This is a genomic window from Arthrobacter sp. 05L44 (assembly GCF_056397605.1).
Window position 1 is genome coordinate 362,605 of the sequence record NZ_JBFTNS010000002.1, and the last position, 13,552, is coordinate 376,156.

Here is a 13,552-nt window from a genome sequence, read left to right on the forward strand (position 1 = left end):
CGCCGCCGACGGGCAGGCCCGAGGATGCCGACGCGGGACCCGCGGTCACAGGTACTGGCCCGTGGTGGGCATCGTCTCGATGGACTTCCCGGGCTCCTGGCCGGCCTTGCCTTGGACGATGGTACGGATGTAGGTAATGCGTTCGCCCTTTTTACCGGAGATCCGGGCCCAGTCATCGGGGTTGGTGGTGTTGGGCATGTCCTCGTGTTCGCGGAACTCGTCCACCACTGCGCGGAGAAGATGGTCGATGCGAAGACCCTTCTGGCCCGTGGTCAGCAGGTCCTTGATGGCGGACTTTTTGGCCCGGTCCACCACGTTCTGGACGACGGCGCCGGAGTTGAAGTCCTTGAAGTAGAGCATTTCGGTATCACCGTTGGCGTAGGTGACCTCCAGGTATTCGTTGGACTTCTCGGTGGAGTACATGGCCTCAACGGTGCGCTGGATCATGGCGTCCACTGTGGCCTGGGCATCGCCGTGGTGCTCGGCGAGGTCCTGCTGATGGAACGGCAGGTCCGGGGTGATGTATTTGTTGAAGATGTCAGCAGCCGCCTCGGCGTCGGGCCGTTGGATCTTGACCTTGACGTCCAGCCGGCCCGGCCGCAGGATGGCGGGGTCGATCATGTCCTCGCGGTTGGAAGCGCCGATCACAATGACGTTGTCCAGCCGTTCGACGCCGTCAATTTCGCTGAGCAGCTGCGGCACGATGGTGGTCTCCACGTCGGAGGAGATGCCGGTGCCCCGGGTGCGGAACAGCGAATCCATCTCGTCGAAGAACACCACCACGGGGCTGCCGTCTGACGCTTTCTCCCGGGCCCGGGAGAAGATCAGCCGGATGTGCCGTTCGGTTTCGCCGACGTACTTGTCCAGCAGCTCCGGTCCCTTGATGTTCAGGAAGTAGCTCTTCATGTCGGACTTGCCCGCGCGCTCCGCTGCCCGCGCCGCCAGCGAGTTGGCGACGGCTTTGGCGATGAGGGTCTTGCCGCAGCCGGGAGGGCCGTAGAGCAGGATCCCCTTGGGCGCCTTCAGGCCGTGCTCCCGGTACAGGTCCGGGTGCAGGAAAGGCAGTTCGACGGCGTCGCGGATCTGCTCGATCTGTGGTCCCAGGCCGCCGATGTCCTGGTAGGTGATATCAGGGACCTCTTCGAGGACGAGGTTCTCCACCTCGGAGCGCGGGATCTTCTCCAGGGCGTAGCCGGTGCGGCTGTCGATGGAAAGGGCATCCCCGACCCGGAGTTTCTGGGACAGGAGAGCACCGGAGAGCCTGATGACACGTTCCTCGTCGGCGCGTCCCACCACCAGGGCGCGGTCGCTGCCCAGAAGCTCCTTGAGCGTTACGAGGTCCCCGGCCCGTTCGTAGCCGAGCCCGGCCACTATCAGGAGGGCTTCGTTGAGCAAGACTTCCTGGCCGACGGAGAGCTGGTTGAGGTTCACGAGCGGGCTGATGCCTACGCGCATTTTGCGCCCGGCGTTGAAGATGTCCACGGACTCTTCAGTTGCTGCCTGCCCGCTGCTTCCCGGCTCGGGCCGCCGCTTGGGGTTCAGCTGCAGGATGGTCCCGAAGCTGTACGGCGGCTGCCCTTCCTGGTCCAGCGCGTTCTTCAGCCGCAGGATTTCGGCCTTGGCCGTTTCCAGCATGCCCACGAGCTTGGAGTTGTTTTGCGTGGCAGCCGCCAGCTGGCGGTCAATGTGGCGGAGTTTGTCCCGGAGGATGTTTACCTGGCGCTCGGCGACGGACAGCTCGTTCGCGGTAAAGTCCACCCCGCCGGCCGCCGCCGGCACCGGCTGGCCGGCGCCGCCTGCCCTCTGGGCCTCGTCCTCCGCCGGCGTTCCGCCGTGTTCGTTATTCGGAGTCTCCATCATCATCAGCCCCTTCCGTCCTTCTATTAAGACCATAGCCCCAAGACGGCGGGTGCTGTTGAAGACATCCGAAATGCGGACTAGTTCGTGACCTCGGGGGTGTCTTTGACGTTGGTGCCGGCGATCGCGTCGCGGGCAGCACGCCGGAGTTTCTTGTCGGAGACCGCACGTTCGCCAACGGCGCCGGGAGTCCAGGCGTTCACGTCCTCGGCGTCGAACTCGGTCTTAGAGGGCCGTCGCTTCACGGAGATGCCGGTAACGCCGTCGGCCAGCCGGCGGGTCACCAGCAGGAAGCCGGTGTGGGCGACCATCCGGTGGTCCGGGCGTACAGCCAGGCCCTCCAGGTGCCAGCCGCGGACCATGGATTCCCAGGCATCCGGTTCGGTGAACCGGCCGTCGGCGCGGATGGCCTCTGCGGTGCGGGAAAGCTGAGTGACAGTGGCGACATAATTGATCCACACGCCACCCGGTGCGAGGACGGTGGCAACGGCGTCGAGGCATTCCCACGGTGCCAGCATGTCCAGGACCACGCGGTCCACGGAGCCGGGGGCTTCAGTCCGGACCACTTCCTCCTGGAAGTCGCCGAGGCTGATCTGCCAGGCCGGGTGTGCGCCGCCAAAGATGGTTTCGACGTTGCCGCGGGCAATGTCGGCGAACTCCTCGCGGCGTTCAAAGGAGTGCAGGTAGCCGTTGTCCCCCACCGCCCGGAGCAGGGAGATGGAGAGCGCACCCGAGCCGACGCCGGCTTCGACCACGCGGGCACCCGGGAAGATGTCGGCCATCGTGACGATCTGGCCGGCGTCCTTGGGATACACCACAGCGGCACCGCGGGGCATCGACAGGACAAAGTCCGAGAGCAGCGGGCGAAGCGTCTGGTACTGCTGTCCGACGTTGTTCACAACCACCGAGCCGTCCGGCTTGCCGATGATTTCGTCGTGGTTGAGGAAACCGCGGTGCGTGTGGAAGGCGCCGCCCGCTTCCAGGCTGATGGTGTTCATCCGGCCGCGTTCATCGGTCAGCTGCACACGCTCACCCTCGCGGAACGGTCCGCGGCGGCGGTTGGCACCGACCGGTGCGGAAGCCCCGGCGTCGGGCGCTGCGGCACCGGCGGCGGCTGCCGTGTCGTCGGTAGGGGTGGGGTTGGCGGCGGTGTCGCTGCTCATGAAGGTGTTCCTCGCTCCTGTAAAGCTGGGTGGCCGCGGATGGGCGGCGGGCACCGGCCCGTGGTCGTGGGCCGGGAAATTCACGACCGGCAGGTAACTCTACCGGTTCTGGTCCTGGTTCCGGGCCTCGCCGCCGGCCCGTGGACGGACGGAGCCGCGCGTTTGCTTTCCCGTGAGGGCGTTGAGGACGGTCAGTTGCCGCAGGAGTCCGGTGACAGTTCCGGCGTTGTTAACCACCGCGTAATCCGAGCCCTGCAGCTGGGCTAGATAGGACAGCAGGTCAGCGCCCCGGTCACCTTCCTTGACGTAAGCGCCGGCAGCCAGAGGGTAGGCGACTGCGGTTGCCGGTGTCGCTGCCGCCAGCGCTTCGGGGACGTCCGCCGCGGCGGACTCGTCGACGACGGCGGCCGGCCGCAAGTCCGGGCCGTACAGCACGACGGCGGGCGCGCCCCGGGGCGAATGCCGCAGCACGTCCAGCACGCTCGCGGTGTCCGGAAGCCCGACGGCGGGTTCGGCCAGGGCCGCGGCGTCCACCAGGTGGAGCCTGCCCCGGTATCTGGCCTGCTGGATCGAGGCCGAGGCGCCCATCCACAGGAAGCCGCCCACCAGGACAGTGATCAGCATCAAGGACGTGTCCGGCCGGTTACCGCTCAGCAACGGCAGGACCACAAACCACGTTGCCAGGGCGATGACGATGATCCGCCCGGCCCAGCCGGCCGCGATAGTGCCCTGTTCGTGGCTGCCGGTGACTTTCCAGACCGCGGATTCCACCAGTCGCCCGCCGTCCAGCGGCAGGCCGGGGAGGACATTAAAGATGCCGATCAGCAGGTTGGCCCAGACGAAAATGTTGGCCAGGGTGTCCGCCACGCCGTGCAGCTGCCCGCCGGCGAGGACCAGCCAGCCGGCGCCGGCCAGCACCAGGTTGGCCACAGGTCCGGCCATGGCCACCAGCACAGACCGGCCAGGGGATGCGGTGAATTCTTCGAACTGGGTGTGGCCGCCCCACAGGTTGAGCACAATTTTCCGGGTCGGCCAGCGATAGAGGCGGGCGGTGAGCGCGTGGGCCAGTTCGTGCACCAGCACGGAGACCAGCAGCAGTACCGAGTACGCGAACGCCACGAGATAGGCCGAGGCGCCAAGCCGGGGATCGTTGTGTGCGAGCACCGGGCCATAGGCGATCACGGTGAAGGCGGCGATAGCGAACCACGAGTAGGCCAGCACCACGGGAATCCCGGCGATCCTGCCGAGCGGGATCCCGCCGCGGAGCGAGAACGGGACTTCCCCGGGCTCCCCTGTCGGGTTCCCTGCGGGCTTCTGCGGCGGCTGCTCAGTCAAGGCTCCGGCCCCCACGGGTTCCGGCCAGTTCGGGGATTGAGCCCGGGAGTCCGCCGTCGTTCGCGTGCCGGAGGGCGACGAGTTCTTCAAGGTCCGCAACACCGCGTCCGGCCAAGGTGTCCCACGTGGCGCGGCGCGGGTCATCCAGCAGCGGCACGAGGTGCGGGATGGCCACTGTGATGACACCGGACGCGACCGCCGCCGCCACGCCCGGCCCCGAGTCTTCCAGGGCCACGCAGTGCCGGTGGTCCAGGCTAGGGTCATCCTCCTGCAGGAGTTCCACCGCTTTGAGGTAAGCCTCCGGATGGGGCTTGCCCTGCGCCACGGTGTCCCCCGTGATGAGGAACTCGAAGTAGGGCTTGGGCAGGCTGGCCACGATCTCGCGGGCCAGCGGGGCCTCGGACATGGTCACAAGGGCGCAGCGGACGCCGGCGGTGTGCAGTTCCTCAAGCAGCTCGCGTGCCCCCGGACGCCAGGGGACGGACTGGCGGACCAGGCTGACGACATGCCCGGTCAGGGTGTCGATGATTTCGCGGACTTCGAGCTCGACGCCGGCGTCCTGCAGGATGCCGGCGGAGAAGACCAGTGACTGGCCAACAAGCTGCATCGCTTTTTCGTGCGACCACTGTCCGCCATGGGCCGCCACAAGGGCGTGCTCAGCTTCGATCCAGTAGCGTTCCGTGTCCACGATCGTGCCGTCCATGTCCCATAAGACGGCTTTGAGCGGGGGCTGGGAGACTGGGGATCGCATGCCCTTCAGTCTACGGTGCGGGTACTGCGGGGTGCCCGGGGCTACGCCGTCGGCGAATTTCAAGGTGGCTTGGGCGTTTTCCTTCCTGCACGCGCCCGCGACTTGGACGTAGGGTGAACACATGAATAGCTTCGAGCCAGACACCGCGGAGACTGGCGCCACGCCTGAGCCGGAACGGCTGCTGCAGCCCGTGCCCGAGGGCCAGCGCGTCACCGTGATGCTCGCGGCCTTTGAGGGCTGGAACGACGCCGGTGAGGCCGCCAGTGATGCGTTGCGCTACCTCAACAAGCTGTGGGGCGGCAAGAAGGTCGGCTCCATTGATGCGGACGAATACTACGACTTCCAGTTCACCCGCCCCACGATCCGCCGGACGGCCTCCGGCGAGCGGAAGATCAAGTGGCCTTCCACCCGCATTTTCAAGGCCAGGGTGCCCGACTCAAACGTGGACGTCATCTTCGTCCAGGGCACGGAACCCTCGTACAAGTGGCGGGCCTACACGGCTGAGCTGCTGGTCCACGCGGAGGCGCTGAACGTGGACTACGTGGTGTTGGTCGGCGCCCTGCTCGCGGACGTGCCGCACAGCCGGCCGATTCCCGTCAGCGCCTCAACGGACGACGCCGCGCTGCGGGAACGGATGGACCTTGAGGCCTCGCAGTACGAGGGCCCGGTGGGGATTGTCGGCGTGCTCGGTGAAGTGGCGTTGCTTGCCGGCCTGCCTACAGTCTCGCTATGGGCCGCGGTGCCGCACTACGTCGCGCAGGCACCGTCCCCGAAGGCCCAGCTGGCGTTGCTGCACCGGATCGAGGAGCTGCTGCAGGTTCCGGTGGACACCCAGGAACTGGTGGAGGACGCGGACGCGTGGGAGCGCGGCGTCGACGAACTCGCCACCGAGGATCCCGAGATCGCTGCCTACGTCCGGCAGCTTGAAGAGGCGAAGGACACCGCCGACCTCCCGGAGGCCAGCGGTGAATCCATCGCCCGCGAATTCGAGCGGTACCTCAAGCGCCGGGGCAAGGACAAGCCCTAGCTTCCAGGCAGGCCCTTCGGTCCCGGCGCTGGTCATACCGCGCCGGGAGCTACCGGCCTAAAGTTCGACGCCGAGCAATGCGTCGACGGCGTCGCCCACGAGTGCGGCATCGGCCGCGGACCCCTCACCGGCGTCGGCCGTCAGCGCCGCGCCTGCCCAGGCGTCCACAGCTGCCAGTGCGCGGGGGGCGTCGAGGTCGTCCGAGAGTGCTGCCCGGAGCTGGCCAAGGAGCGGAGCGGCTGAACCTGAGGGCGCGACCTCGGCCGCGGCGCGCCAGGTGCGGAGGCGTTCTTTGGCTTCGGCGAAGCCCTCCGCCGTCCACGACCAGTCGCTGCGGTAGTGGTGGGCCAGGATGGCCAGCCGGATCGCGGCCGGTTCCTCACCTTCCGCCCGGAGCTTGGAGACGAGCACCAGGTTGCCCTTGGACTTGCTCATTTTCTCGCCGTCCAGCCCCACCATGCCGGCGTGGGTAAAGTGTTTGGCCAGCGGCACCCCGGCCAGCGACCAGGCGTGGCCTGCGCCCATCTCGTGGTGCGGGAACACGAGGTCTGAGCCGCCGCCCTGCACGGTGAAGGGTGCGGGCAGGTACTGCTGGGCGATCACGGTACATTCGATGTGCCAGCCGGGACGGCCCGCACCCAGGGCGCCGCCGGGCCAGCTCGGTTCGCCGTCACGGGCAACGCGCCACAACAACGGGTCCAGGGCCTGCCGCTTTCCGGCGCGGCCGGGGTCGCCACCGCGCTCGGCAAACAGTTCCAGCATCTCGGCGTCGGAGAGCCCGGAGACGGAGCCGAGGGTCCAGGCGTCCTCTGCCTCGGCAGAGTGCTTGCCGGCGGCTTCGACGTCGTAATAGACGTCCCCGTCAGGCTCGCCCGCTCCCCCGGCCACGCGGTACGCCAAGCCCCGCTCCAGGAGAGACTCGATGGCCGGAACAATCCGCGGGATCGCCTCGACGGCACCCACGTAGTGGTCCGGCGCGAGGACGTTGAGGGCTTCCATGTCGGTCTGGAACAACTCGATCTGGCTGGCGGCAAGTTCACGCCAGTCAACGCCGGTCGCCGTGGCGCGCTCCAGGAGCGGATCGTCGACGTCGGTGACGTTCTGCACGTAGGACACCTGCTGGCGGCCGTCGCGCCAGGCCCGGTTCAGCAGGTCGAAGGCCACGTAGCTGGCCGCGTGCCCCATGTGGGTGGCGTCGTACGGGGTGATGCCGCATACGTACATGGACTGCTGCCCGGTTGCCTCAAGGGTGGCCGGGCCTCCCGTTACGGTGTCGAAAAGTCGCAGTGCAGGCATACTGCCCGGAAGCTGAGGAACGGGGCGGGAGATCCAGGATTTCACATCCCAAGCCTAGTGCTAGGCGCTGATGACATTGAAACCGAGGAGCAGGTACAGGGCCAGCCCCAGCAGGATGCGGTACCAGACGAAGATGCGGTAGCTGCGGGTCGAGACGTAGCGCAGGAACCAGCCGATGATGACGTAACCCACCACGAAAGCGATCACGGTGGCCAGGGCGGTCTCGGGCAGGCCGTAGGGACCGGTGATCCCGTCCTTGGAAACCACCTTGTACAGCTGGTACAGGCCGCTGCCGAATACTGCCGGGATGGCGAGCAGGAAGGAGTACCGGGCTGCGGCCTCTCTGGTGTAGCCCATCAGCAGGCCGGCCGTGATGGTGCCGCCGGAGCGCGAGACGCCGGGGATCAGGGCCATGGCCTGGGCGAGTCCGTAGAAGATGCCGTGCTTGTAGCTGAGGCTGGTGAGGTCGCGTTCCTGGCGCCCGACGGCGTCGGCTACGGCGAGGATCATGCCAAAGACGATCAACGTGGTGGCGACGATCCACAGGCTGCGCAGCACCGATTCAATCTGGTCCTGGAAGAGCAGGCCCAGGATGATGATCGGGAGGCTGCCCAGGATCACCAGCCAGCCCATCCGGGCGTCGGGATCCTGGCGGGAGACCCGGCCGGTGAGCGAGCCGAACCAGGCCTTGACGATCCTGACGATGTCACGCCAGAAGTAGACGATCACCGCGGTCTCGGTACCCAGCTGGGTGATGGCGGTAAAGGCGGCTCCGGGGTCCGCGGCGTTGGGAAGGAAGGCCCCCACAATCCGCAGGTGGGCGCTCGAGGAGATAGGGAGGAATTCTGTCAGTCCCTGTACAAGGCCCAGAAAGGCAGCTTCTAACCAGTTCACGTTTATAGACCCTACGTTATGGACGTTCCGAAGCACCGTAAGCTTGCAGGCATGCAGCAGCGTTATGTCGGCAACAGTGGGTTGCGTGTCTCGTCCCTTTCCCTTGGCACTATGTCGTGGGCCGGTGAGACGGATGAGCAGGACGCCTCGGCGCTGCTCCACGCCTTTGTCGACGGCGGCGGCACCCTGATCGACACCGCGGCGTCCTACGCCGGTGGCGGGGCCGAGGCGGTCCTCGGCGGAATGCTCGGCGACGTCGTCGCGCGGTCAGAGGTTGTTATCTCCACGAAAGCCGGGCTGACGACGTCGGGCAGCCGCCATAGCGTCGATACGTCCCGGAACGGGATGCTGTCCGGCCTCGACGCGAGCCTGGCCCGCCTCGGCACCGACTACGTGGACATCTGGTTCGCCCAGGCCTGGGATCCAAACGTGCCGTTGGAGGAAACCCTGTCGGCCCTGGAATTCGCGGTGCGGTCCGGCCGGGCGCGGTACGCCGGCATCTCCAACTTCACCGGCTGGCAGACGGCCAAGGCGGCCGCCGTGGCAGATTTCCCCCTTGTGGCCTGCCAGGCTGAGTACTCCCTGCTGCAGCGCAAGGCCGAAGCCGAACTGATTCCCGCCATCGAGGACGCCGGGCTCGGGCTCATGGCGTGGGGTCCGCTGGGCCGCGGGGTGCTCACCGGTAAATACCGAGGACACCTCCCGTCCGATTCCCGGGGTGCGCACCACAAACTCGCCGCTTACGTGGAGCCCTACCTTGAAGGCACCGCCTCCAGTGTTGTCGAGGCCGTCGCAATGGCGGCGAAGGGTTTGGGCCGGACTGCCCTGGACGTGTCCCTGAGCTGGCTCTTGTCGCAGCACGGCGTCGCCACGGGCGTGGTGGGGGCCCGGACGCCGGTCCAGTTGAAGGAAATTATGGACTCAGTGCTGACGCCATTGCCTCCTGAGATTGCGGCAGCTCTCGAGGACGTCTCCGCTCCCGCCTAACCCGCAGGATTCTTTCGGCCCATTCCGGGCAAACTCCCGGGTTCCGGACTTAATCTGAGTCCATGAACTTGCAGAACCTCGCGATAACGACCGGCGTTGTGCCCGTGGTTCTCTACATTCTGGCTGCCGCGTCCCTCGCTTGGCTGGTTTGGGGGCGCCGTCGGCATATCAGTCGCTGGGTGCCGGCCGCGGTTGTCGTGGCGGGCATTCTCAGCATTATAGTCTGGCTTTTTTCCGAACCTATCTGGAACCTGTGGGGTTCCCCGCTGCCCAAGCGCGTCTACGCGTTTGCAGGCATCGGCATCCTGGCGCTCCTCCTGGTGGTGCCGAAGATCCGGGACCTGCGGCGGCTGCCGGCCCGGATCGCCGTGCTGCCGGCGGCCCTTGTGGTGGTCCTGGCGTCCGGGTCCCTGATCAACCAGAACTTCGAGTACTACCCCACGCTTGGCTCCATCTTTGGGGACACCGGCGTGAAGATGGAAACCCTCGACCAGTTCAAGAACCAGGAACGCGGGAACCCGGTTCCGTTGTCGACGCCGAGTGAGGCTCCCACCACGCTGGCAAACTGGACGGCGCCGGAGGGTATGCCCAGCCAAGGGACCGTGATCCGGGCGTTCATCCCGGCACCCATCTCCCATGAGGTCTCCTCCACCGCCTTTGTCTACCTTCCCCCGGCGTACCTTTCCACTCCGCGGGCCGACCTGCCCGTGCTGGTCCTGATCCACGGAGTCCCGGGAGAACCGGTCGACTGGCTGCGCAACGGCCGGATCGCCCAGTTTATGGACGACTACGCGGCCTCGCACAAGGGGCTGGCGCCGATCATCGTGATGCCCGACGCCGGAGCCAAGTGGGCCAACTACCCCCCGCTGTGCATGAACAGCAAGCAAGGCCAGGCCGGCAGGTACCTCAGCGAGGACGTGCCCAACTGGATCAAGGCCACCTTCGGTGCCGGCAAGCACTCCACCAGCCAGTGGGCCATCGGCGGGTTCTCCTACGGCGGGACGTGCGCCATGCAGTTGGCCATGAACTACCCCGAGGTCTACCCGACGTTCATCGACAGCTCCGGCGAAAACCAGCCGACCATCCGGCAGGGCCACCAGGTGCTCCTGCAGCAGTACTTCGGCGGCAGCGCCGCGGAGTTCAAGAAGCAGAACGCCCTGGATGTCATCAAGACACGCAAGTACCCGCACACCGCCGGCATTGTCACCGTAGGCGCCGGGGATCCGTTCTTCCGGGCCCAGGGAGTCCAGGTCTACCAGGGCATGAAGAAGGCGGGTATCAACGTGCAGTTCCAGGAAGCGCCGGGCGGCCACGCCTGGACGGCCTGGAAGTACGGGGTCGAGAACAACATGGACTGGCTGATGACCCGCCTGGGGGTCAACGGCTGAGCTGCTGCTCGGGCTGGCCTGCCCGGACCGGCCGGCGCGCGGACTGCGGACCGGCGGTGACGTCGCGAAGCAGCCGCGCCGTATGGCGCAGTGACCAGGTTGGCAGATAGGCCTCGGCCAGGGCACGGCCGATCAGGGGCAGCGCCAGCGGATCCTGGTAAAGGATAAAGAGCGTCCGGTGCTGCGGCTGGAACCGCTGCTTGAACGCCGCCAGCGACCGGAAGCCATACACCGGCTCGAGGACGTCCCCCAGCCAGCGCAGCAGCCGGCCGGCGGGGGCTGCATCGACGTCGGCGGCCGCGACGTCCGGACCGCCGGGTTCCAGGACGGGAGCATCCTGCCCCCCGGATTGACCGCCCTGCCGGCGGCGCACCAGCGCCGTCGCCGGCACCAGGGGCGAGCCGGACAGCGAGATCTCGGTCATTGTGCCTTTGAAGCGGAGCACTGCGGAGGCGATCAGGAACTCCATCACGCCGTTAAAGCAGTCGTCGCGGCGGCGCATGAAGTCCAGCGTCCGGCTGACCAGTTCACCGTCGTGGAAGACCGGCAGCCAACTGGTGACGCCGAGGACCGCGCCAGCAGGGTCCACGGCCAGGCAGAGCAGCACGTGATCGTCCTTGAGTTGCTCCACGCCACCGAGGGTGAAGCCCATTTCCGGAAGCGACCGTGAGGCGGCCCACTGGCCGGAAATCTCGTGCACCTGGGTCTGCAAGGCTCCCGGCAGGTCACTGTAGGCGCCCCAGCGGGCGGTGATGCCGAGCTTCCTGGCCTTGTTCATGGCGGTCCGGACGCTTTGCCACTCCCGGCCCCGGAAGTCGACGTCGGCCAGGGGCAGGACGGTTTCCTGCGCCACCTCCAGGCTCTTGAAGCCCATGGACCGCAGCTCGGCACAGTGCGCGTCCGCCACGGAGTACCAGCACGGCGTCAGGGTCTGCTCCGCGCAGTATCTGGTGAATTCGCGCTCCGCGGCTGCGAAGTCCACGTCGTGGCCGAACGGGCCGCCCGCCGTCAGCGCGATGCCGTGCCGCAGCTGGTAGGCAATGCCCACCGTGCCGGTGGAGTTGAACCAGTACCGGTTGTTCGGCCACAGGGCCATCCACGAAAGTGATCCGCCGCCCTGGAAGACCAGCCGACGTGCGACGGCACGGTCGGTTTCCATACGGCGGTCCCAGAGCCGGCGCTTGGTGAAAATCACGAGGACGGCGATCAGGCAGATGAGCCAGAACGCAGCGCCGCCGTAGCTGAAGAGCAGCGAGGACCAGTAGCCCCGCGGGTGTACGGACACCGAGTACTTGAAGGAGAACGGGTAGGGCAGGAACATCCGCGGCAGGGTGGCCCCGAGAGCGAGCAGACCGGCACGGTGCCGGTCGTTGCCCTCGGCGAACCAGGCAATGACATACACAGCGACGAAGGCCCCGAAGACGGCCGGCACGATCACCAGTGCCCGGCGCCCGAGGACCGGATCCGTGTCCACGGCAAAGTGCCGGCGGTTGAACCACAGGGCAGCGGCAATGAGCAACGGCACCAGCACCACCGGAAGGATCTCCACGATGCCCGAGTCGACCGGAATCCTGCGCCGGCCGCTCCTGACGTACACCCCGAAGTGCGCGAAGAGCTGGAGGTACACCGCTGAGATCACTCCCACGGCCAGGTGCGCTCCGGTCGCGATCCACAGCGCCACCCGGTTCCCCCGCCGCAGCCCTTCCGCGCACGCGAGCAGGAGAAGCAGTGGCACCACCGACAGGGCCGCTCCCCCGGGCCCGTGCAGGCCGGGGCTGTGCATGATCTGGGGGCAACCGGCGTTGACGGCGGCGACGCAGTCGGTTTGGAGCTCGCTAAGGCTGGGCACGGGATTGACGATCAGGTTCCGGAGGGCCGCCAGCGGCCCGACGGGTGCCTGGGACAGTCCCGCCAGGACCGGACCTGCGGCGAAGACCGCCACGGTCATGGCCAGGACGGACCTGACGTCACGGCCGGTCCAGGGGTTCTCCCCCGCAGCGCGCCGGTCCGCCGTCCGTAGCCCCGCACGCGTCACCGGAGGGGCTGAGGAACGGGCTGAGGAACGGGCTGAGGCCATGGACGCCGCCCATCCGCTGGCCAGCCCGCACAGCGCGCCAAGGAACGTGAGCAGGTTCTGGGGGTGGCCGACGTAGAGCAGGAGCATGATCGTCACCGCCAGGCCGACGGAGCGAACCCGCCGCCGCCACAGCGGACCAAGGGCCGGGCCCGCGGCCATGACGGCAGCCAGGCTTCCCGCGAACGGGCCCGCCAATGCCGGGTGTTGCATGGAACTGAGCCAGCTGCTGCCGAGTTCATCACCGGCAGCCACGATCCCGACATAGAACAAGACGGCGGCCACATGGCCGGCTACCAGCGCCGCCGCGGCCCTTCCGCTCCCCAGTGCGAGTTCGGCGACCCCGACACATATGAGCAACACCAGGCTGGCAAGCACATACGAAGAGATGCCGCCGGGAAACAGCATGCTCGCCGGGATCGAAGCCCACTGTGAACTCGTCAGGGTGTCCGGGCCCACGTCCACGAACGCGATCAACGCTGACGCCGGGCCGGAAATCAGTGATCCGGTGGCGGCGCCGGCTACCCACATCAGGAGAACCGACAGCCACGTCACAGGGATCTGCCGCAGGCCATAGCCCATTTGCGGCCTGGTCCGCCGGGTTGCTGTTGGCCCCTGCACACGTTCGTCCACGCGGACCGGTGTGCTGCTCGTAGGCTTCATGTCCCCCGTCACTTCGAGTGCGGCAGCGCAACCCGTTACCGTGGCAGGGCTACGTCATGGCTGAAGCATATTCCGGTCCAGCCTGACGTTCGGGAGTAGTACGTACTCGCTTTTCAG

The 13,552-nt window shown here is 67.2% G+C and carries 10 protein-coding genes; 3 read left to right on the forward strand and 7 right to left on the reverse strand.

Annotated elements, in window-relative coordinates:
- Positions 1-45 precede the first annotated feature (45 nt).
- The 4 genes from arc to AC1DHY_RS06955 form a co-directional block, all read right to left on the reverse strand.
- Positions 46-1,857, reverse strand: a complete 1,812-nt coding sequence (gene arc / locus AC1DHY_RS06940; protein ID WP_476879336.1) for a proteasome ATPase — start codon at positions 1,855-1,857, stop codon at positions 46-48.
- An 80-nt stretch (positions 1,858-1,937) separates the two neighbouring features.
- Positions 1,938-3,020, reverse strand: coding sequence for a tRNA (adenine-N1)-methyltransferase (locus tag AC1DHY_RS06945; RefSeq protein WP_476903380.1), 1,083 nt, complete (start codon positions 3,018-3,020; stop codon positions 1,938-1,940).
- 99 nt (positions 3,021-3,119) lie between these two features.
- Positions 3,120-4,274, reverse strand: a complete 1,155-nt coding sequence (locus AC1DHY_RS06950; RefSeq protein ID WP_476879335.1) for a site-2 protease family protein — start codon at positions 4,272-4,274, stop codon at positions 3,120-3,122.
- Between the two features lie 73 nt (positions 4,275-4,347).
- Positions 4,348-5,106 carry an HAD family hydrolase gene (locus AC1DHY_RS06955; RefSeq protein WP_476879333.1) on the reverse strand — a complete coding sequence of 253 codons (759 nt, stop codon included), beginning with the start codon at positions 5,104-5,106 and terminating at the stop codon, positions 4,348-4,350.
- A 121-nt stretch (positions 5,107-5,227) separates the two neighbouring features.
- Here AC1DHY_RS06955 and AC1DHY_RS06960 point away from each other — a divergent pair, with 121 nt between their 5' ends.
- Entirely contained in the window at positions 5,228-6,133 is a 906-nt protein-coding gene (locus AC1DHY_RS06960; RefSeq protein WP_476879332.1) for a PAC2 family protein, read from the forward strand.
- 57 nt (positions 6,134-6,190) lie between these two features.
- Here the strand turns inward: AC1DHY_RS06960 and mshC are convergent, their stop codons facing one another.
- Positions 6,191-7,474: a cysteine--1-D-myo-inosityl 2-amino-2-deoxy-alpha-D-glucopyranoside ligase gene (gene mshC / locus AC1DHY_RS06965; RefSeq protein WP_476903381.1), complete on the reverse strand. Its 1,284-nt coding sequence runs from the start codon at positions 7,472-7,474 to the stop codon at positions 6,191-6,193.
- A gap of 15 nt (positions 7,475-7,489) precedes the next feature.
- Positions 7,490-8,323: an undecaprenyl-diphosphate phosphatase gene (locus AC1DHY_RS06970; protein ID WP_476879331.1), complete on the reverse strand. Its 834-nt coding sequence runs from the start codon at positions 8,321-8,323 to the stop codon at positions 7,490-7,492.
- Between the two features lie 51 nt (positions 8,324-8,374).
- Here AC1DHY_RS06970 and AC1DHY_RS06975 point away from each other — a divergent pair, with 51 nt between their 5' ends.
- Positions 8,375-9,310, forward strand: a complete 936-nt coding sequence (locus AC1DHY_RS06975) for an aldo/keto reductase (RefSeq protein WP_476903382.1) — start codon at positions 8,375-8,377, stop codon at positions 9,308-9,310.
- Positions 9,311-9,372: 62 nt separating this feature from the next.
- The gene (locus tag AC1DHY_RS06980) at positions 9,373-10,698 is read left to right on the forward strand and encodes an alpha/beta hydrolase (RefSeq protein WP_476903383.1); all 1,326 of its coding nucleotides are present in this window, start codon (positions 9,373-9,375) and stop codon (positions 10,696-10,698) included.
- Here the strand turns inward: AC1DHY_RS06980 and AC1DHY_RS06985 are convergent.
- Complete coding sequence (locus tag AC1DHY_RS06985) at positions 10,688-13,435, reverse strand: bifunctional lysylphosphatidylglycerol flippase/synthetase MprF (protein WP_476903384.1); 2,748 nt, start codon at positions 13,433-13,435, stop codon at positions 10,688-10,690. The two genes, AC1DHY_RS06980 and AC1DHY_RS06985, sit on opposite strands and share 11 nt — an antisense overlap.
- Between the last annotated feature and the right edge of the window lie 117 nt (positions 13,436-13,552).